Below are 21,613 nucleotides of genomic sequence, written 5' to 3' on the forward strand. Positions count from 1 at the left end.
CGGGCAAAAGTGCCTAAGCTTCCTTGAGGACCATTTTTCGCTTTTATTGTGCTCGTTGAAATGTAACAGGCAAGATTGCATAAAGTAAAGCCAATTCTCATCAACTCAGTAATTTACGGAATAAAAATCATGATCCCCTTTTCAAGCCACAAAAAAAGGCTTCTCACATTTTTTCAATGTATACCCCTTCATCCTTTTTCCATTCACAATAAAAGATTTCTTTGTAGCTGTGAATGTGGTGTGATCGAAGGTTCTTCAATAACCAATCCTCATTAAGGCCCGCTGCCTTCAAATTACCCCAGTCTACTTCGCCGTCATCAATAATGGTCACAGGCAAATAAACCGGTTTTCTCGGCTTTTGCAAATCCTCCATTGTCGGCGTGGCATATTGCGACTTTTTCAATACACTCACCGTTCCGTCGGTCTCCAGAACCGCATATTCCACTTCACGAATGGAGAAGACATCTTTCCTTCTTAAAAGATTCTGAAGCATGTCAATATCCAGTTTTTCTTTCTTCATCATCTCTCGATCCAAATGGCCATTTCGAATGATTATCGATGGCTGTCCTTCAAGAAATCCGCGTGAGCCGCGAAACTTTTGCGTGCACCATTCAACGACATAGATCAGCAGCCCCCACAAAGCAACCGCAAATAAAATGGAGCCTATTCCGATCTGCTTGTCATACAGAGCATTTCCGACTAATTCGCCAAGAACGATTGCGGAAATAAAATCAAAAGCTGTGATCTGGGCAAGCGTTGCCTTCCCCAATATTTTGGTCATGAAAAAAAGAGCTGTGAACCCAACGACCAACTCAATCGCAATACGAACAAAATGCATGACTCGACCACCCTCAAATCGTACGATCTCAAACTCATGCATAGTGTTTCTCAGGTTTTTACTTTTTATTAGCTCTAAATAAGAAAAAAGCCGGAATACATGCATTCCGGCCACTCATCTGTTTAGTTTAATTCTGCAATCTTCTTGAATGCATACTCTGCGGCACGAACGGTTTTATCAATGTCTTCCATGGAATGTTTTGTTGACAAGAAAACGCCTTCGAACTGAGACGGAGGCAGTGAAATTCCCTGTTCGATCATTTCCGCAAAATACGTTTTAAAATGTTCAAGATTCGACGATTTCGAACGTTGATAATTAATGACCTTTTGATCTGTAAAGAAAATCCCCATCATTGCGCCTGCCTGATTAACAGTAAGAGGAATACCGTATTTTGCGGCAGCAGCTTTATAGCCCTCCGCCAGTCGGTCCGCTTTCTTGCGGAATTCCGGATAGTCTTCCGGTGTCAGCTGACTGAGTGTCATATATCCAGCCGCCATCGCAATCGGATTGCCCGACAGAGTCCCCGCCTGATATACCGGTCCTTCCGGAGCAATCTGGCTCATAATATCCATACGGCCGCCATAAGCACCCACAGGCATTCCGCCTCCGATTACTTTCCCAAGCGTCGTCAAATCCGGTGTAATTCCAAAATAGCCTTGTGCGCAGTCATAAGCAACTCGAAAACCGGTCATCACCTCATCAAAAATCAGTAAAGATCCGTATTCCTGTGTTATTTCTCTAAGTGCCTGCAAAAATCCCTCGACCGGCGGAACAACACCCATATTTCCTGCGACCGGTTCGACAATCACACAAGCAATCTCATGACCATATTGTTTAAAGACCTCAGTGACCCGTTCAGCATCGTTATAAGGAACGGTTAAGGTGTCTTTGGCTAATTGTGCCGGAACACCGGGACTGTCGGGGAGCCCAAGTGTTGCAACCCCAGAGCCTGCCTTTATAAGCAACGAGTCGGCACTGCCGTGATAGCTGCCTTCAAATTTTAAGATCTTATCACGGCCCGTGTACCCGCGTGCAAGCCGAATTGCGCTCATCGTCGCCTCTGTTCCTGAGTTGACAAAACGCACTTTTTCTACTGATGGAACGCGATCAACGACAAGCTCGGCAAGCTTGGTTTCGAGCAATGTTGGTGAACCGAAACTCGTCCCTTTTTCAACAGTTTCTTTGATATAATCAATCACTTTCTCATCAGCATGACCGAGAATGAGCGGTCCCCAGCTTAATACATAGTCAATGTATTCATTCCCATCTATATCATAAATCTTCGATCCCTTCCCGTGGTCCATGAAAATCGGACTCAAATCAACAGACGGAAAGGAACGCACCGGACTGTTGACTCCGCCGGGCATAAGCGGTTTCGCCTTTTCATAAGCGGCAATCGATTTACTAAAGTTCATGTTCTTTTCTCCTCCCAATCATTTCACACTTCCGTATCTTCTGATCACATTCCCCTAACAGACAAAAAGCGCTGAATGATGAACTGTTTATTCGAAAAAACGCCTGTATTGATCAACAACTGCTCTTTCAAACTTAATCTGATTAAAAAAGCGTGCATCAAAACCTGGATGCACGCTCGATGTCATTCATATTGACTACAAAAATTCCGATTCATTCATCAAAATGCGCCGCATACAACTTTACCACGTTTATTTTAATTCAAAAAAGGATCAAGTGCACGCCAAGCCTCTTCTTTTCCGGTTCCATTAAATGAAGAGAACAGGATGAGCGGATCATCTGCTTTCAGTCCCAGATCACGCACAATGATTTGTTTATGCTTTTGAAATTTGCTTTTGGGAATCTTGTCCGCCTTTGTTGCAACGGTGATCACCGGATGTCCATAATAAGAGAGAAATTCATGCATTTGAATATCTTCTTTGGATGGCGGATGGCGCAAATCCACCAGGTGGACGACAGCACTCAATGCCTCGCGTTCTGCAAAGTAAGCCTCAAGCATCCGGCCCCATGCCTCTTTGTCCTTTTTCGATACCTTCGCGTATCCATAACCGGGAACGTCGACAAAATAAAATTCATTGTTGATAATAAAATAGTTCAGCTTCTGAGTTTTGCCGGGCTTCTCAGAGGTTCGGACAAGATTCCTTCTGTTCAACATTTTATTAATAAACGATGATTTGCCGACATTCGAACGCCCGGCAAGTGCTATTTCAGGCAAGCCGTTCGTCGGATACTGTGCCGGTCCTACGGCACTTATCAAGTAATCTGCTTGTATAATTTTCAACGTCATCTCTCCTCAGGTCACCATTCAGGTGATCTGCTCATGTATACACATTCTATCTTAATTTTATTGGTGCTGTCCAATATGAGATGATTCGAGTTCGCGAATCAATCATGGATATCATCCATTTTTGAAAACGTTTGGGTCCTGCGTGAAATTCCTGATCTACGCATAGATCCTAGTAATCATGCATGAAAAATTAATTTAATGCATGAGTAAAATTCAACGTGCCATTAGCAAATTGCTTCAGAAAAAAACTGCCGGCTTTTAAAGTCGGCAGTCATTATAATGCGTTTAGTTACCCTTGCTTCTCCACTCCCGCGTCGATTGGTCGCGCAGAGAGTGGATGATTCCCCAGTATGTCAGTAAGCGTGGTGTGCACATCTTTTTTGATTGGCACTTCTTCAGGGTGCAGACAAAGTTCGAGTACTTGGTGCAGCGAATTAACCGGAATGATTTCCGCCTTGTCGTATTGCTTTAAGGTCTCCTGCATATTCTCGACCGGTATGATCACACGCTTTGCCCCTGCCTCTACTGCCGCATCAATCTTGGCCATCACACCGCCAATCGGCTTAACTTGTCCATGAAGACCGAGCTCGCCCGTCATTGCGATGTCCGGGTAGACTTTTCGACGCAGAATTGCTGAACTGATGGCTACCGCCATAGAGATTCCTGCAGACGGTCCATCAACCAGTGCACCTCCGGGGAAGTTCACATGAATATGATAGCGGTACGCCGCCAAACCCATTCGGTTGAGCACCGTAAGCACATTCTCCACTGATGCCCGTGCCATGCTTTTTCTCGTAATTGTTCGTGATGAAGAGCCGAGTGACTCCTCTTCTGCAATTCCGGTAATTGTCAGACTGCCTTCATGCCGGCTTTTCACCGCAGACGCTTCAACCTCAAGCAGGACGCCTAATCCCGGCCCGTAAACAGCCAGTCCATTAACGAGACCGATTTCAGGTGCAGAAGGCACCTTGCGATTTGGCTTCGGCGTGAGCCTGCTGGAACGCACGACCCATTCGATTTGTTCCAGACCAATAGTGCCCGGCTTGGAATTTTTCGATGCGGCTACACCTGCAGCAATCTGAATCATGTTCACGGCCTCTCTCCCGCTCTTCGCGTAATCAGCAATTTTCTCTAAGCATCCATCTGCCACATCAAGATTTAATTTCGTTGCAGCTCGCTTAGCAATCATACGAATATCCGAGCGGCTCAAATCAGAGAAGAAAATTTCAAGACAGCGTGAGCGGATAGCCGGAGGAATTTCTTCGGGGCGACGCGTTGTCGCGCCAATTAAGCGAAAATCCGCAGGTAATCCATTCTTAAAAATATCATGGATGTAGGCCGGAATTTGACGATTTTCTTCATTGTAATAAGCACTCTCCAGGAATACTTTGCGATCCTCCAATACTTTCAAAAGCTTGTTTAATTGAATCGGATGTAATTCACCAATTTCGTCAATAAAAAGAACACCGCCATGCGCATGTGTCACAGCGCCTTCTTTCGGCTGCGGAATACCTGCCTGGCCCATTGCTCCTGCCCCTTGGTAGATTGGATCATGAACGGAGCCAATCAATGGATCAGCAATTCCGCGTTCGTCAAAACGCGCAGTTGCTCCATCCAATTCCACAAATGGTGCCGACGGCTTAAACGGCGATTCCGTATTCTTTTTCGCCTCTTCAAGAACAAGTCGTGCTGCCGCTGTCTTGCCGATACCTGGCGGCCCGTAAATAATCACATGCTGCGGGTTTTTGCCGCATAAAGCAGCTCGTAAAGCGATAATTCCGTCGTGCTGTCCGATCACATCTTCAAGCTTTTTTGGGCGAATACGCTCAGAGAGCGGTTCAGACAGTGATTGACGACGCATCCTATTCAATTCATCCATTTCCTTTTTTGATTCCTTATCAATTGAAATTTTTTGCACATGCTGATTGCGCAGTAAACTCCAAAAATACAGACCAATAATCGCGCCAAAAAATATTTGTGTGAAAATCAGCAATACCATCCAATTCATAAACTTCTGCCTCCCATTTCAGCTGCGCTTTAACGCCTGCTTGCCGTATCATCATTCTTATAAGGCATTATTTCCAAGGCTGAAGCGAGTTAAACAGAAGGCAATAAGAAAAAAATCCAACTGCTCTCTTCAATTATGTGTTTATAAATCGTTTACCATTTCCGAGTAATACGTTTCCGCTAACCATGTTTTTGTACCTTTTCTTCATGTTTCGTAACAGATCCGAGCTCCAATTAGGTAAGGACTGTCACTTCTTTTCATTTACACATTAGAAAACTTGGCTTAGCCAAGCCTCTGACGAAGGCGAAGACTTAGTTGCACTTACACTAAATTCCTCTAAATCTTGTCGAGTAGGGCAGTGATTCACATCCTCTGTCCCCCTCACAGAACCGTGCGTGCGCTATTTACGCACACGGCTCTTCTTGTTCATGGTTCACAGAATATAGCTAAGTTCTGGGCGAAGTTGATAGATATTGACCTTGATTCGTGGTTGAGGCAATGGGCATCGTTTTAGAAATTGATTGAACTTTTCCCATGTATAAGATCGTTTTTGGCTTCTTCTGTTTAACCATTTATACAACAGCCGAATCACCTGTAATCGAAACGCATTCACACTTGGAATGTTGTCGGTGACACAATAGTAGTTGTAATAGCCGATCAGCGAGCGCTTGATCCGATCCATGATGGAGTCTATCTCTTTCGTTCGATGAGCTTTAAGCCACTGCCCGTGGGCTTTGAGCTTGGCGCAGACTTTCTTTCGACTGCTTTTTCGTTTTACTCGAAAGTGTCCACTTTTACTCCACCCACAGTAGTGGGTGAACCCCAGGAAGTCAAAGGTCTTTGGCTTCCTGTTTTCAATTCGTCTGGCATTTTCCCAAGCAAAACGTCCAAAAGGAATGATCCTCGCTTTTTCCTCTGCTAGCGTCAAATTAAATTTACCGATTCGCTGCTTGAGTTCACTATAGAATTGCTCCGCTTCCTGTTTGTACTGAAAGCAACAGACAAAGTCATCAGCGTAGCGCACCAAGTAGGCCTGTCCCTGACACTGCTTCTTCACCACTTTCATAAACCATAGATCAATCACATAGTGAAGATAGATGTTGGCTAGAATCGGCGAGATCAGTCCACCTTGCGGCGTCCCTTGTTCGCTTGCGTACCACGTCCCCTTCTCCATGTATCCAGCCTTCAGAAAACGCGCAATGAGTCTGAGTAGACTTGGATCATTAATGCGATGATTTAAGAAACGCATCATCCATTGGTGATCAACATGATCAAAGAAACCTTTGATGTCTACATCAACGATGTAGTTTGTATACCGTTTTTCGATGGAGACATTGAGCACTTTGAGCGCATCATGACAACTTCTATTTGGACGAAAGCCAAAGGAACAGTCAAGAAAATCCTGTTCATAGATGGCATTAAGGATTTTCGCAAGTCCTCGCTGTACAATTTTATCTTCATAAGCCGGAATGCCCAACGGTCTTTTCTTCGTTGAACCCGGCTTATCAATGTACACGCGACGCACCGGAAGCGGCCGATAGCTTTTCTGCTTCAGTCGCATGACTAGGTGGGAGAGGTTATCCGCCACGTTTTCTTGATAGGCAACTTTTGTTACTTGGTCAATGCCTGTTGCTTTGTTGCCTTGTAACTCCCGATGACACTGTCTCAATTCCTCTTCATCCATTAAGTGCGCCAGTGACGTGAACGCCATCCCCGGATTCGCCTTCGCTAATTCTGCTATTCTTACCTGTTTTGTGTTCATCTTTACTGCACCTCCGTGTGTGCCGATGTGTCCCCGATAAGATTCATGAACAAGAGAAACACCTTTCCTCGACTGGCATTACCCAGCGTCATTAGTACTATGTGTTTCCTCCGACTTCCCAGTAGACATTTAGCGTCCTCACATTTGATTGCTTGGTTCACTATACTTTCATTCGAAAGATCCGCTGGGATCTCCCGAGTTGCCGTCCCTTATCAATGCTCAGCGTGCCATGGTCTCAGACCCCGGGGAACCCCCAATCCTCTTACCCTATCGATGATTGGAGTGTTGCCTTCTGGAAGTATAACGCCATCGGCGTTCCCGTTTTCATAAGTTTTCGAGGCTCATTCCCTTCAACCACATGGCTTACGGCCCACTGACTCGCTGTCTACGCTTAAAAACTAACGTTGCCCTTAGTTCTCCAAGACTCGCTACGGATGAGTGGCTAACTCTTTTCCGACGGGATTCTCACCCGCTATAAGGCACGACCTTGCTCGGTCGCTCTATACTTTCTTATTTGTGTAAGAAAAACCGAGCAAAAAGCGCCCGGTCTTTAATCTCCAGCCATGTGTGATTGGTTTGTGTCTTTACAGTGTTGAATCATCACTACGATTGCTCGCATCAACTGAGCGCGACCGCGGGCGCACCGCGAGCCTCCACAGACAAGCAGAAATCTGCGGGGTCTCGCTGGCACCTGATCCCGCAGGCGTCTCGCACCTCTGCTTTGATTCTCGGCCAAGACACTGGTTTATTTGTTTAATTATGGGGCAATATCTTATACTTTTGCACGTAAATACATCACACTTTCTCACAATGGTATTTTCATTCAAGTGGGTCATGAATGTTTCTTTTCTTGCAAAAAAGCGCCCCTAATTTAGGGACGCTTGTGTTTTCAATGATTCAATTGGCTTAAGCACTTTCCTTCGGCGTTTCAACGTTGACCTCAGTTCCATCCGTCAAAATCAAGGTCGGTCGCGCTTTGCCTTCAACAGTCTCTTTTGTAATGACACACTTTTCAATATCATCACGTGAAGGGAGTTCATACATCACGTCGAGCATCATACCTTCAATGATCGAACGCAAACCACGAGCACCGGTCTTGCGCTCAATGGCCAGTTTAGCAATGGATTCAAGCGCATCGTCTGTAAATTCCAGATCGACATCGTCAAGTTCAAGCAATTTCTTATACTGCTTTACCAATGCATTCTTCGGCTTGGTTAAAATATCAACAAGCGCTTTTTCATCGAGCTGTTTCAATGTGCTGATTACCGGAAGACGCCCAATGAATTCAGGAATCAAGCCGAATTTCAACAAGTCTTCAGGAAGCACATTTTTCAGTGCATCATCGCGATGCATTTCTTGACTCTTGCTGCCCGCTCCAAATCCGATGACCTTCTTGCCGAGACGGCGTTTGATGATCTGTTCTACACCGTCAAACGCGCCGCCGCAGATGAACAGGATATTCGTTGTATCGATTTGAATAAATTCCTGATGCGGATGCTTGCGGCCACCTTGAGGCGGAACACTCGCCACTGTTCCTTCAAGAATCTTAAGCAGAGCCTGCTGCACGCCTTCGCCGGAAACATCACGCGTAATTGAAGGGTTTTCCGACTTACGCGCAATTTTATCAATTTCATCAATGTAGATAATACCTTTTTCTGCCTTCTCGACATCATAATCAGCCGCTTGAATTAATTTCAGCAGGATATTTTCCACATCTTCACCGACATAGCCGGCTTCAGTGAGTGAAGTCGCGTCCGCAATTGCGAACGGTACGTTCAAAATGCGTGCCAAGGTTTGCGCGAGCAACGTTTTCCCGCTGCCGGTCGGTCCGATCATCATAATGTTACTTTTTGACAGTTCGACATCATCCGGCTTCTGTTTGCTGTTGATACGTTTGTAATGATTATATACGGCTACAGACAAACTCTTCTTCGCGTCATTTTGGCCGATCACATAATCTTCCAAGATGGAGCAAATTTCCTGCGGCTTCGGAATATCTTTAAATTCAACTTCTTCGTCCGTGCCTAATTCTTCTTCCACGATTTCCGTGCACAGTTCAATACATTCATCACAAATATAGACGCCCGGTCCGGCTACAAGCTTGCGTACCTGATCCTGGGTTTTTCCACAAAATGAGCACTTTAATTGCCCTTTTTCTTCATTAAATTTAAACATTCTTTCACCCCTATTCATGCTTTCATTACCGAAGTTTCAGACAAGAGCGAAACCTTGACCAATTGAACCAATCAGCCATCGAAAGCCGTATTCTATAGCTTTCCCTCTTTCTCACAAATCGTATTACCGATGGAAAAGCATTTCATGCCGAAGCAAATGTCGTCTCAGCCGCCTTCAACATTAGTTTAAGGCTAACCAGCCGACCAAAAAAACGAGCAATCAGACCATGGTAAGTTTTCACAACCCTGTCAAAATGCCGATCGTTCATGCACCTGACTTCTCGCCAATCAGCAAGTTTTCTATGTAGGCATTGTAACATAAAAAAATGCTTCCGATAAGCCATATGCCTTATCCTGTAAATTATGTATGATAAAGAAAAACTTAGCGAGGCCAAGTCTTCGACGCCGGCCAAGCTTTAGTTTTTCTTATACTAATACCGCTAATCCCTTATCTTATATATGTTCTTTTTGTGCAAAGAAAAAAGCATTGGTTTCTTTGTCTGTAAAAAAATAATCATTGGGGACGAGACCGGTCGCCCGCCAACGATTTATTATGTCTTGCCTTATTTTTCTTCAGCTGCTGCTTTCGGCTTGCTGTTTTCAACAAGGAAATCAACTGCTTTACGTAGTTGAAGATCACCCTTAATGAAATCGGTGCCGCCCATTGCTGCTTTAATCTGATCAGCACTGATCTTGTATTGTTCAGCCATCTTCTTCAGTTCTTCTTCAACTTCTTCGTCCGTTGCTTCGATTGATTCCGCTTTGGCAATGGCTTCAAGTGTCAGATTGGCACGTACACGTTTTTCTGCATCGTCCTTCATCTGATCGCGAAGTGCGTCTTTGTCATTACCGGAAAACGAAGTATACATATCGAGCGTCATGCCTTGACCCTTCAGACGCTGTTCGAATTCCTTAAGGATGTTGTCCTGTTCATTGGAAATCATAATTTCAGGAATATCAATTTCAGCATTTTCGGCAGCTTGTTGAACAACGCTGTCACGTTTGCTGTTCACTGCATCTGCTTCTTTATGCTCTTTTTCATGATTCTTGATTTTTTCCTTCAGTGCGGCAAGCGTTTCAACTTCTTCATCGACATCTTTGGCGAATTCATCGTCAAGTTCAGGCAATTGTTTCTGCTTGATTTCATGAACGGTCACTTTGAAGGTCGCTTCTTTGCCTTTCAATTCTTCAGCGTGATAATCTTCCGGGAAGGTTACAACAACATCTTTTTCCGCGCCGGCTTTAACACCGATCAGTTGGTCTTCAAAACCTGGGATAAAAGATCCGGAGCCGATTTCGAGCGAATAGTTTTCTGCTTTTCCGCCTTCAAATTGCTTTCCGTCGACATAGCCGTCAAAATCAATAACAACTGTATCGCCTTTTTCTACTTCACCGTCTTCTTTAACAACGAGTTCTGCATAGCGTTCTTGAAGATGCTTGATTTCGTGGTCAACGTCTTCGTCGGTCACTTCTGCGCTTTTTTCCTCAACTTCAAGCCCTTTGTAGTCGCCGAGCTTTACTTCAGGCTTAACCGTTACGTCTGCCTTAAGCACTAATTTCTTGCCTTTGCCGATTTCTTCGACATCAACTTGCGGCTTGTCTACAGGTTCGATACCCGTTTTGTCAATCGCTTCAGAATATGCGTCTGGAAGGACAAAATCAATGGCGTCCTCATAAAGAGCTTCTACACCGAACCGTTGTTCAAAGAGCACACGCGGTACTCTGCCCTTACGGAACCCGGGTACATTAACTTTCTTAACTACCTTTTTGAAGGCTTTATCCAATGCTTGGTTAAAACTTTCGGCATCCACTTCAAAAGTCAGAGTGCCGACATTGCCTTCTTTTTTTTCCCATTTTGCTTCTACAGTCATTTATTTTTTACCTCCAACATCTATCTTCATGCTTTTTCAGCATATTGGCTTTCTGCCTGAATTGCGCACAAACATCCGCCATTTGTTATGCCGACTCGAGAGCGCCGCAAGCAGTGCTCTTCAGCAAAGCAATGACAACCCTGTTATTATAACATAAGAGTTTCCTATGAAAAACTTATTTGTAACAAATTATCGACATAAGTGCCCGTTTCAATACCTTAGGACCAAATGCCATGCGCCTCCGCCTCGCGCAGTAATTGCTCAGCCAGCTGATAGTCATCATCATTCACTTGAAAACGTTCAAGCACCCTGCTTATCTCACGTTTTGATTCTGCAGCCATTGCACGTATGCAGAACAACGCTGCCCAAACCTTTGACGAATCCGGTCTGAGCGGCTTCGGATAGAGATTCATAGTAAACGTCCGTTCCATTTCAACCGCCAGATCCGCAAGTGTTGGATTATCCGAATCCATTTCCATCCTGATTTCTTTTTCGATTTGATCGGCAAACTTCTTATGAAGAAATTCTTCGCTCTCCAATTTAGCTTTATAAATGTGTCCAAACTTTCGAACCGAAATCTCCTTTGCAAGATCGCCTTCTTTAATCGCGCAGAGAAGCATTGTCTTTATTTCAGAGTGCTGCTTCTCATCAAGAAGAAATCGTTTGATTTCCGGAAGGTGAGATGCTCTTAATTGGTTTGCCAAATTATGAAGCAGCAGCATCTGATTTTTTGAATCTGCTTTTTCAAGTGCTGGCCAATCCACCGATTGTACTTCATCATGTTCCGAGTACTCCCGATTTGGCTCATCTTCCACCTGATCGCCCAAATCATCATTGCTCCATTCAGGTTCATGAAGACGAATTTGACAGAATTTCTTCATGTGACGAAGAAATTCCTTAAGTTCCGGAGGAATCGGTCTCTTTTTGCTCACGGCCATAATTTTATGGAGTGCAGTTGTATAATCTTTACGTTCAATAAGAATCGTCAAGTAGAGACGAAACACGTCATAATAGTAAGATGTATTCTCTTCCAGCAGCATAATGACCGCTTCTTCTGCTTCACGGTAATCGCCAAGTTCAACGGAGCACACAGCCCATCCGTACAGTGCACGAATGTCATGGATGTCTTGACCAAGCAATTCCCCAAACAGCTCGCGCGCATTGCCGTATTTTTTCTCTTCAACCAGTGACATTGCCTTACTGAGCAAATGATCCTCCAAATTAGGAAACATGATCAGCTTATTATTGTCACCGTTTCGCTTACCTTTATTTTTCATCTTGCCCGTCCCGCTTCCATTACCTTTTTTTTAGAATATCAGTTTCCTTTCAGCTTAGCAATGAGTAACTTGGAAGCGATCCGTCTCTTTTCATTCAAATGAAAATGCCCATGCACCTTTTCGGAATACCGGCACTCGGGAACCATCTTCCATTATTCCATCAATATCGAGTTCACCTGACCCAACCATGAAGTCTTCATGGATCAAACTGTCATTGACGCCTGCCTTATCCAAGCCTTCTTCGTCTAAGTCATTTCCGCCTTCGATACAGGTTGGATATGCCTTCCCAAGAGCTAAATGACAGGATGCATTTTCATCAAATAGTGTATTGTAAAACACGAGCCCCGACTCAGATACCGGGGAGTGATGCGGTACAAGTGCAACCTCGCCCAGACGCCGCGCATTCGGATCTGAATCCAGCAAATGCTTCAGTGCTTCTTCACCTTTTTCTGCCTTGAAATCAACAACTTCGCCATCTTTAAAAGTCAATGAAAAATGATCAATGACACGTCCATCAGCATTCAGCGGCATTGTGCTGGAAACCGTGCCGTTTACGCCTCGCTTATCAGGCAGGGTAAAAACCTCTTCAGTTGGAATATTAGCATTAAAAGGAATTCCTGATGTTGAAGGACCTGAACCGCCGCTCCAAATATGTCCGACCGGCAAGTTGATGGTCAGGTCAGTACCCGGTGCATGATAGATCAATTGTTTGAACCTTTTGCTGTTCATAAAATCGCTCGCCTTATGTATGGTTTCATTATGAGTATCCCATGCAGCAATAGGATCGTCATTTCCGCTCACTCTGCTGATGCGAAGAATTTCTTCCATTAGAAGTGTCTGTGCTTCCGCCAGCGCTTTATCAGGGAAAACCTTTTTTGCCCATGCCTTTGTCGGATAAGCGATGATTGACCACTGTGTCTCATCCTTCATAATGCATGCCATATATGATTTGAGTCCGTTGCTGGTCGCTTTCATAAATGCGCCGACACGTGCTCCGTCCATTTGATCCAGCAAATCGGGATTTGGTCCGTAAATATGCAATACCGCATAGTTATCCTTAACCGCTGAATTCTGCGCAACGAATTTCCATTCAGGAATTTGTTTCAGGGCCTCTTCCGGTGCATATTCCAAACGAAGACGTTCGATTTCGTCATCACCCCACCGCAATGTCACATCTTTTGCGCCCGCTTTATATGCTTCTTCAGCCACAAGATGTGCAAATGGAGCTGCTTCAATCGGACAAGTAAGATAAAGTCCTTGCCCCGGTTGCAGATTAACACCTGTTTTAATTGCCAATTTCGCAAATTTTTCTAATGCTTCCTTGAATTGATCCATGTCATTACCTCCGCTTCTATTGTTTTATTATAGCGAACTTGCCGCGTATGGAAAACATTGGACACTAAAGGTGGCCAGTACAGCATGACAAGAACGTATATTCGTGTATAATAATCGTAAGGAATCTTGCTGTACCGCAATAGAAAACAAATGATTACGGAAAGGGAAGGCAAGGTATGAAAAATAATAAACTGACAAACGGATCGAACATGCGCTGGGAATCAAGCCGCATGATGCTGCCCGAGCATGTACAAGCGCTCCGCGAATTAGCACGTGAAGAGTCAAAAAGAGAACGTCCTTACTTAGATGAACAGAGACTCGAGGAGATCGAGCAGATTGTTCGTGAAGCAGCTCTCACCAAAAAGTCAGTGAATATCGACTCCTTTCATAACGGAGTCATTCAAAAGATCCCCCAATGCCACTTATCGATTGATGAAAATAAGCGATGTCTTCATATCAGCGATCAATGGGGTATGCTCCATAACATATCTCCTCGTGATATCATCGACATTCGGTTCAACTAAAAAAACCGGCATACATGAATTGCCGGTTTAAACAGACATTCAATTGTTGCGGTCGCGGTGACGCATCATTCGCAAATGGAGCGGAATGACCAGCCAATATACGAGTACGAAGACAATGAGCGAGCCAATGCCGCTCCATCCTTTATCTCTAAAATAGCCGACCCATTCAATGCCCCAGTAGGAAAGCATTGAAATCATTGTGAACAGAACAACCATAAGCCATCTATTCTTCTCCGTTCTAAAATTCGAGAAGATAACGGCTAATGAAGAAGGAATAAAAGAAAAAGCCATGAAGTCGCCCAAGCCTGTAATATGTGCACTGCCTACATCGTAGAAATCGAGCACATTCCCGGTGATCGTATCCAGCATCCATGTAATGAACCCGAATACACCATAGGTCAAATAAATTTCTCTCCACGTCAATTGCTTTTTTTTCATAAAAAGCGCAAACAAAAGGAGCAAAATTGAAAGTGTAATTGGAAACCATGAACCTTTAGATGTTAAATCCAGATTTTTCACAATCGTATTCATTTTGTTTTCTCCTCAGCAAGGATCTGCACGATTCACTTACGATTAAAGAATAGTATTTCCGTAATGAAAGGTTTCAATTCACATCAATGGATTTGTTATACTTAGAACAAGGTGAGGTGATTCCATGTGCGGTCGATTTACGCTGATTGCGCCCTATGAATACATTGTTCATCGTTTTCAAATACAACATGCTGCTGAAAAAGAAGACTATACAGCTAATTATAATATTGCACCTGGTCAAAAGATTCTTTCTGTTGTTAAAGGGAGTAAAGGAAACCGCATGGGCTATCTTCACTGGGGGTTGATTCCATCCTGGGCGATGGATGACAAAATCGGCTATAAGCTGATTAACGCTCGAGCCGAGAGCCTCTTGCAGAAGCCAAGCTTTCGAGAGCCTTTTCTCAGAAAGCGCTGCCTTATTATCGCCGATTCGTTCTATGAATGGGACCATCATGCTTCAAAGCAAAGAATTCCCTACCGGTTTACCATGAAGTCCAACGAACTCTTTGCTATGGCGGGCTTATGGGATTCATGGACGACAAAGGACCATCAATTGGTTTACAGTTGCACAATTATTACTACAGAAGCAAATGCATTAATGCAACCCATTCATGACCGTATGCCGGTTATTTTAACCAAAGAGGACGAAGACAAATGGCTGAACCCCGATACGGAAACAAAAGAACTGATGCGCATGCTTAAGCCCTTCGATCCTGAACACATGCAATCCTATGAAGTCTCGCAAGATGTAAATGCAGTGCGCAACAATGCGCCTTACCTTATCAAGAAGATGTAAGGCTACATCGGTAAATGGGCATCCGCTCAATCACGAAAACCCATCTCTTCATATAATAAATTATCAAGTGATGAGGAGGTGTCTGCCATGGGTTGCGAAACGAGCGGATGGGGCTATGGCAACGGTTTTGCGCTGCTGATTGTTCTATTTATCTTGCTTGTCATCATCGGTGCTGCTTATTGCTATTGATTCTGAAACGCCGCCCTGGCTTTACCTGTAAACTCTTTCTTTAGAGCTGCCACATGAACTAAGCCGTCTTTTAGAACTATGTGACACATACAAGTCAAAAAAAATCCGCCGTTCATCTTGAGCGGGCGGACTTTTTGATCTTGTTATTTAGTATTAAAGAGATGCCTTGTAAATAGCAAGTACATCCTCACGATTTAATTTCTTGAACTGACCAAATATACCTCTGGCCATCGCGCGATCTGCAAGCAGGTCCAGTTTGCTGTCATCAATTTCGTAATCTGCTAGCCTGCTTGGTGCACCGATCTTCGACCAGAACGAACGCAGTGACTCAATACCCTCAAGTGCAACCTCGCGATCCGTCTTACCTTCCGATTGAACATGGAAAACACGCTCAGCCATCTGTTTGAAACGGCCGACATTGACATCAAGATTATGTTTCATCCAATTTGGAAATAAAATAGCTAATCCGCCGCCATGAGGGATGTCATACACTGCAGAAACAGCATGCTCCAAATTGTGTGAAGCCCAATCTCCATTGAATCCCATCGAGACCATACCGTTCAGTGCCATCGTCCCGCAGTAAAGGATCGTTTCGCGAAGATCATAATTTTCAAGATCATCGACAAGTTTCGGAGCAGCCTCTATAACGGTTTGAAGGATGGATTCGCACAGCCTGTCTTGCAGCGGCGTATGTTCTGTCGGATGAAAATAATGTTCAAAGACATGTGCCATCATATCCACCATGCCATAAATTGTTTGATTTTTAGGCACAGAAAAGGTAAACGTCGGATCCAAGATTGAGAAAGCCGGATACGAATTGGCACAGCTCCACCCATACTTTTCATGTGTTTCCCAGTTAGTAATCACTGAGCTAGGATTCATTTCCGATCCCGTTGCGGCCAATGTTAGGACTGTACCAAACGGCAGTGCATCTGTAGGCAGTTTCTTACGGGTAATAAATTGCCATGGGTCACCGTCAAACTTTGCACCAACAGCAATCGCTTTGGTACAATCAATGACGCTCCCGCCGCCGACAGCAAGCAGAAATTCGATTCCATTATCTGCGCATAGAGCAATTCCCTTCTTAACCGTGGAAAGCCGTGGATTCGGTTCTACACCTTGCAGCTCATAAACCTCCGCATCAATTCCATTCAAGATGTCCTTGACTTGGTCATATAAACCTGAGCGTTTAATGCTGCCTCCGCCATAAACAAGCAAAACGCGCGTTCCGTATTTAGGCAGCTCGTCCTTTAATTTTTCCAGTTGACCCTTACCAAAGATCAATTTCGTCGGATTGTGAAAAATAAAGTTATCCATGATTCTACCGCCTCACTGTTCAATGTACACACGAAGAAATGTGCAGTTACGTTTCTATTATATACGCAAAACTGATCGAATCGCACCATGGAAGCCCATGCTTTGAGCTAAGATTACTTCAACTTTACAGTTACATCGACCGATCCGTCCATTGAACTGAGAGCAGAAACATCGGAGGTTATTTTTCCGAGAGGTATACCTGGGGAGTCCATCTTCGGCTGATTACCTTTGCTAACCGGTGTCGGGCCGAAGAAAACGCAGAAGGAATTTCCTTCCGGCCATAGTCCGACTTCGCCAACATCAAATTGATCTGTTTTCTTGCCTTCAGAAGGAATGGATTTTGGAATTTCACCATAGTATTCACCTTCACCCCAACGGCTGGCTTTGATTTTCATTGGCATCGTCTTGATTAGCGCCTGTGCCGAGGGGTTGTCATAGAGATCCATTTCAAACGTTTTGCCGTCAATAGTCACAATGGCCGTTTTTCCACTCCGTTTTTGGGTTGTACTAGTGCTGGTGTCACTTTTCGCCGATACCGTTGAATGCTCCGTATCCGATTTTGGACTCGAGGAAGTGTTTGATCCGCATGCAGAAAGGAGCAAAAAAAATAAGAGCATTGCTATGGCTAACTGCTTCATGAAAAAGTCTCCTTCATTCTGACTTTAACATTAATTATAACAGTAAATTTTTTATTGACTAAATATTCTGCTTATATGTGATTTAAAGTCATCATCCTGTCACAATTTTTCAAACATCCGTATCCTGATTTTTGAATTCTTGTTCCCAAAGGCGGATAATGATTGTACAAAATAGTGACAATTAATGAACATAAGCTTAAGGATGTGTTTCTGCTTGTTTTTGACCAACTATCGATTTCTCCAATGGAGTATTGCAATCAGTGTCGCCGTATTCGTTATTTGCTTTGCCATTATCGCTACGCTCGGCTTTACACCGCTGTATTATTTTGATGTCCGGCATTTAAATATTGCCGAACAAACCGGCATCGGCAATGCACGTATTGCTGAAAATTATAATTACACGATTTTATATTTGTTAAATCCGTTTTCACAGTCATTTGACCTTCCCTCACTTGCCTCTTCGACTGGCGGGCGCATTCATTTTCAGGATGTGAAAAGAATTTTTACGGCAATCGAAGTCCTGTTTGTTTTATCGGCAGTCATCAGTGCCATCGGTATCAGAAAGAATATAAGATATCGCGACTATTCTTTTTTAAAGCCGGCGGCTATCGTGCTCACTTTATTTACCATCATACCGCTGCTCATGTTCGCTATCGATTTTAATCGTACATTCATCATGTTCCATAAACTATTTTTTAGGAACAATTATTGGATTTTCGATCCAAGTACAGACCCGATCATTAACATCCTTCCGGAAACATTCTTTCTACACGCAGCCCTGCTTATTCTTGGTATTATCGCGATTTGCATTACGGCAATGGTTTTAATCAATCGAAGACTGGCAGTAAACAACTAAATCTTTGGATCTGATCGCTGTTTCAGCACGAAATCCCACTTCTCCATTTTCCATTGACACGGATCGGATACGTACTTATTCTTCGTCTCATGTCCCAGAGCGACAGCCGCTCATGTTTCAAATTCCTCAAAAAAGGAATAAGAATAAAGAGCACGACATCAAGGAGGCATTTTTTTATATGGATTTAGGCTTGGAAGATAAAGTAGTACTTGTTACCGGCGCCAACAATGGAATGGGACTTGCGATTTCAAAAGCTTTTCTAGATGAGGGAGCAAAGGTAGCGGGAGGGGACTTAAGTGGTGAACACTTAAAGGACCTTGAACCTGCAGATTCGATCTACCCCATAATTGCTGACCTAAGCACAAAGGAAGGCACTGAAAAACTTGTTCAGGAATGTGTTGATCATTTTGGCAAGATTGATATTCTGGTGAACAATGTTGGTATTGCGAACTATAAAAGCAGCTTTCTGGATTTGACTGATGACGATTGGAATCGAACGCTGCAGACAAACCTGTATGCGATGATTCGAACCTCACGAGCCGCGTTGCCGCACTTGAAAAAGCAGAGCCATTCGGCGATTATTTCAATCGGTTCTGAAAGCGGACATGTTCCGGATGAATTCGCTATCGACTACAGTGTCAGTAAAGCAGGTGTGATCAATCTGACAAGTGCTTTAGCTCATGAATTCGGCAATGACGGCATCCGTGTAAATTGTGTCTCACCCGGACCAACGCGAACAAACATGTGGGAGCAGCCTGGCGGGATGATTGATATGCTTGCCGAAAAATTTTCAATGGACGGCGAGGATGCAGTTAAGCATTTTGCTGCAAATGTTCGTCAAATACCGCGCGGCGAGATTGGAAAACCGGATGAAATTGCGCAGACAGTACTTTTTCTTGCATCAGAAAAAGCATCGTATGTTAATGGCGCTGAATTTGCCGTTAATGGCGGCTCAGTAAAATATCACTAACACACAAAAATCAATTAAAAGAAACGTTCTGAATCTTGTTGATGGATAAAGAAGAACCGGGAAACGAATCAATCATTCGATTCCCGGTTCTTTTCCGGAACATATTCGCATGATCAGCCAGACAAACCGTTTCGATATTTATAGGTCAACAGATCATTCAAAACCGCAATCTGCTCTAATATATTTTTACCGATGTTCGTCTCGCGTACCTTTTTTCTTCGCAGTTCACGATCCACAAGTCGGCGAACGGAGAGCACATCCGTTCCATTTTCCAGGACATCCTCCTTAGAATGAAACCGTTGATGCGCCACGAGCTGCATGCCATAAGAATTGTATAAGAGTGTATAGCCTGCAATGCCCGTTTTCGACTGATATGCCTTTGAAAATCCGCCGTCAATGACAATCATTTTGCCGTTCGCTTTAATCGGATTCTCTCCATTAATTTCTTCTACCGGCGTGTGTCCGTTAATGATGTGTCCTTCTTCAGCATCCAGATCAAATTCTGTGAGCATTCGGCGACATATTTCCTCTTTTTCACGAAGCTTGTAATATGGGTTTTTCTGTTCTGCATGAGTTTCCTTATCCTTAATAAAATAGCGTTCGAAGGTCGTCATATCCTTCTTTCCGAATAAAGATGAATTTTCTCCGGTCCATAGATACCAAACCATATCCGTCGCAAAGTCATCGGTTTCCGGACGGTGTGCACAGCTGTACCGCAGATAATATTCAAATACATCGAGAAGCTGCTTTCCCGAATAATCCTTGCCCTTAATGACCATATGCTTCATACTTCCGTCTTCATTAAGCGGCAGGCAGCCATGAATCAGCAAATTACCATTGTATTTTAAATAGAGACTGCCTTTCCCAATCAGAAAATTCATATGTCTCGCTAATTTTTCAGAATGGCGAATGGAAAACAACAGTTTCTCAATAACCTGTTCTTCCTCAGGCAGCAACTGCTCCGGATGATCAGAATTTACCGTCGCAAAACATGTATTCGACAGTTTGTACACCTTACCGTTAAGTCGAATGGTCTGATTGTCATAGTCAATTTTATCAAGGAGCAAGCGGTGCTCCATTTGGAATTCTGGTCGCCTTTTAATTATTGGCATTTCAAGTTTGAATTGAATCATTGAGATCGCTTGATGCATCTTCGTAATTTGCAACCGCTCACTCTCTGAAATTTGACAATCAGTGCCCATCTTCGGACGGAATGCAGGGTTATCATCGTAGTATTTTTCCGCAAGATTAAGAAGCGGAATGAGATTAATGCCATAGATATCTTCAATAATATCGAGATTGTTATAACGCGCGCAAATTCGGATGATATTGGCAAGACAAACCTTTGATCCCGCATAGGCGCCGATCCACAAGACGTCATGATTTCCCCATTGAATGTCTACAGAATGATAATTCATTAAAGTATCCATAATGCGCTCCGGATGCGGTCCACGATCATAAATATCACCAACGACATGGAGGTGATCAACAACCAGCCTCTGAATCGTGTAAGCAATCCCGATAATCAGTTTGCTCGCCTGACCCAATGCGATAATACGATTAATTATTTTTGAGTAGTACTCTTTTTTGTTGGCAAATTCATCTGTTTTATATAAAAGTTCTTCAATGATGTACACAAACTGCTCAGGCAAAGCCTTTCTCAGCTTGGAACGTGTATATTTTGATGAAGCAAAAGCTGCTAATTTGATCATTCGGCCGATTGTCGTTACATACCAGTGGTTCAATTGTTCAACAGTGAGTGATCTTTTTATCAATTGCAGCTTATCTTCAGGATAATACACGAGCACTGCGAATGAATTCACTTCTTCTGTAGAAAGTTCGTCCTTAAATAAATCGTGAATTTTCTGCTTCACATTTCCCGAACCATTTCGCAGAACATGCTGAAACGCGTAGTACTCCCCATGCAGATCACTGACAAAATGTTCTGTTCCCTTCGGCAAGTTCAAGATTGCTTCCAGGTTAATAATTTCTGTCGCCACTTTCTCTTCACAATCATACTTCTCAGCGAGTAAATCCAGATACTTTGTCTCCATCGATATCCCCTTAACCCTATGAATAATGAGTGATCGTTCACATTGCAATTGATGCTATTTTTTAGATTTCAGCCTGATTTCAACTTAAATAAATCCATTAAATCACAGTTTATAGTATAACATATTAGTTTGAATTCCGATCAATATGACATTTTATTCAATCATATATTACATACTATTAAACATTTCAAATAAATAACTCATTTTTGTCAC

At 43.5% G+C, this 21,613-nt stretch carries 18 protein-coding genes; 5 read left to right on the top strand and 13 right to left on the bottom strand.

Going from position 1 to position 21,613, the window contains the following annotated elements:
- Positions 1 to 163: 163 nt before the first annotated feature.
- From AC1MBV_RS12325 to AC1MBV_RS12365, 9 genes are all read right to left on the bottom strand, one after another.
- Positions 164 to 838 (bottom strand): DUF421 domain-containing protein, encoded by a 675-nt coding sequence (locus AC1MBV_RS12325; RefSeq protein WP_255745599.1) that lies wholly within the window; start codon positions 836 to 838, stop codon positions 164 to 166.
- A gap of 122 nt (positions 839 to 960) precedes the next feature.
- Positions 961 to 2,253, bottom strand: coding sequence for a glutamate-1-semialdehyde 2,1-aminomutase (hemL, locus tag AC1MBV_RS12330; RefSeq protein ID WP_255745601.1), 1,293 nt, complete (start codon positions 2,251 to 2,253; stop codon positions 961 to 963).
- Positions 2,254 to 2,507: 254 nt separating this feature from the next.
- A complete protein-coding gene (yihA, locus tag AC1MBV_RS12335; RefSeq protein WP_370645888.1) occupies positions 2,508 to 3,098 on the bottom strand; it encodes a ribosome biogenesis GTP-binding protein YihA/YsxC in 591 nt (196 codons plus the stop codon).
- Between the two features lie 289 nt (positions 3,099 to 3,387).
- Positions 3,388 to 5,106, bottom strand: a complete 1,719-nt coding sequence (lonB, locus tag AC1MBV_RS12340; protein WP_480948398.1) for an ATP-dependent protease LonB — start codon at positions 5,104 to 5,106, stop codon at positions 3,388 to 3,390.
- Positions 5,107 to 5,539: 433 nt separating this feature from the next.
- Positions 5,540 to 6,868 (bottom strand): group II intron reverse transcriptase/maturase, encoded by a 1,329-nt coding sequence (gene ltrA, locus AC1MBV_RS12345; RefSeq protein ID WP_255749773.1) that lies wholly within the window; start codon positions 6,866 to 6,868, stop codon positions 5,540 to 5,542.
- Positions 6,869 to 7,774: 906 nt separating this feature from the next.
- The gene (clpX, locus tag AC1MBV_RS12350; RefSeq protein ID WP_255745604.1) at positions 7,775 to 9,043 is read right to left on the bottom strand and encodes an ATP-dependent protease ATP-binding subunit ClpX; all 1,269 of its coding nucleotides are present in this window, start codon (positions 9,041 to 9,043) and stop codon (positions 7,775 to 7,777) included.
- Between the two features lie 562 nt (positions 9,044 to 9,605).
- Positions 9,606 to 10,913 carry a trigger factor gene (gene tig / locus AC1MBV_RS12355; RefSeq protein WP_255745606.1) on the bottom strand — a complete coding sequence of 436 codons (1,308 nt, stop codon included), beginning with the start codon at positions 10,911 to 10,913 and terminating at the stop codon, positions 9,606 to 9,608.
- 218 nt (positions 10,914 to 11,131) lie between these two features.
- Positions 11,132 to 12,190 carry a tetratricopeptide repeat protein gene (locus AC1MBV_RS12360; protein ID WP_255745607.1) on the bottom strand — a complete coding sequence of 353 codons (1,059 nt, stop codon included), beginning with the start codon at positions 12,188 to 12,190 and terminating at the stop codon, positions 11,132 to 11,134.
- 90 nt (positions 12,191 to 12,280) lie between these two features.
- Positions 12,281 to 13,525, bottom strand: coding sequence for an aminopeptidase (locus tag AC1MBV_RS12365; protein WP_255745608.1), 1,245 nt, complete (start codon positions 13,523 to 13,525; stop codon positions 12,281 to 12,283).
- A gap of 176 nt (positions 13,526 to 13,701) precedes the next feature.
- Between AC1MBV_RS12365 and AC1MBV_RS12370 the strand changes: the two genes are divergently transcribed.
- Complete coding sequence (locus AC1MBV_RS12370; RefSeq protein WP_255745610.1) at positions 13,702 to 14,049, top strand: YolD-like family protein; 348 nt, start codon at positions 13,702 to 13,704, stop codon at positions 14,047 to 14,049.
- Positions 14,050 to 14,088: 39 nt separating this feature from the next.
- On the opposite strand, the gene AC1MBV_RS12375 is transcribed toward AC1MBV_RS12370, so the two are convergent.
- Positions 14,089 to 14,580 carry a hypothetical protein gene (locus AC1MBV_RS12375; RefSeq protein WP_255745611.1) on the bottom strand — a complete coding sequence of 164 codons (492 nt, stop codon included), beginning with the start codon at positions 14,578 to 14,580 and terminating at the stop codon, positions 14,089 to 14,091.
- 124 nt (positions 14,581 to 14,704) lie between these two features.
- On the opposite strand from AC1MBV_RS12375, the gene AC1MBV_RS12380 reads away from it, so the two are divergent.
- Together AC1MBV_RS12380 and AC1MBV_RS12385 are read left to right on the top strand one after the other, a co-directional pair.
- Entirely contained in the window at positions 14,705 to 15,376 is a 672-nt protein-coding gene (locus AC1MBV_RS12380; protein ID WP_255745612.1) for an SOS response-associated peptidase, read from the top strand.
- Between the two features lie 87 nt (positions 15,377 to 15,463).
- Complete coding sequence (locus tag AC1MBV_RS12385; protein ID WP_253064976.1) at positions 15,464 to 15,565, top strand: YjcZ family sporulation protein; 102 nt, start codon at positions 15,464 to 15,466, stop codon at positions 15,563 to 15,565.
- Between the two features lie 153 nt (positions 15,566 to 15,718).
- Here the strand turns inward: AC1MBV_RS12385 and AC1MBV_RS12390 are convergent, their stop codons facing one another.
- Positions 15,719 to 16,882 carry an iron-containing alcohol dehydrogenase gene (locus AC1MBV_RS12390; RefSeq protein WP_255745615.1) on the bottom strand — a complete coding sequence of 388 codons (1,164 nt, stop codon included), beginning with the start codon at positions 16,880 to 16,882 and terminating at the stop codon, positions 15,719 to 15,721.
- A gap of 113 nt (positions 16,883 to 16,995) precedes the next feature.
- The gene (locus AC1MBV_RS12395; RefSeq protein WP_255745617.1) at positions 16,996 to 17,520 is read right to left on the bottom strand and encodes a cyclophilin-like fold protein; all 525 of its coding nucleotides are present in this window, start codon (positions 17,518 to 17,520) and stop codon (positions 16,996 to 16,998) included.
- Positions 17,521 to 17,734: 214 nt separating this feature from the next.
- Between AC1MBV_RS12395 and AC1MBV_RS12400 the strand changes: the two genes are divergently transcribed.
- Complete coding sequence (locus AC1MBV_RS12400) at positions 17,735 to 18,376, top strand: TIGR01906 family membrane protein (RefSeq protein ID WP_255745619.1); 642 nt, start codon at positions 17,735 to 17,737, stop codon at positions 18,374 to 18,376.
- 178 nt (positions 18,377 to 18,554) lie between these two features.
- Positions 18,555 to 19,346: an SDR family NAD(P)-dependent oxidoreductase gene (locus AC1MBV_RS12405; protein ID WP_255745620.1), complete on the top strand. Its 792-nt coding sequence runs from the start codon at positions 18,555 to 18,557 to the stop codon at positions 19,344 to 19,346.
- Between the two features lie 113 nt (positions 19,347 to 19,459).
- Here AC1MBV_RS12405 and AC1MBV_RS12410 read toward each other — a convergent pair whose 3' ends face one another.
- A complete protein-coding gene (locus AC1MBV_RS12410) occupies positions 19,460 to 21,400 on the bottom strand; it encodes a fructose-1,6-bisphosphatase (protein WP_255745621.1) in 1,941 nt (646 codons plus the stop codon).
- Between the last annotated feature and the right edge of the window lie 213 nt (positions 21,401 to 21,613).

Source organism: Sporolactobacillus sp. PKPK-6 (assembly GCF_056678885.1).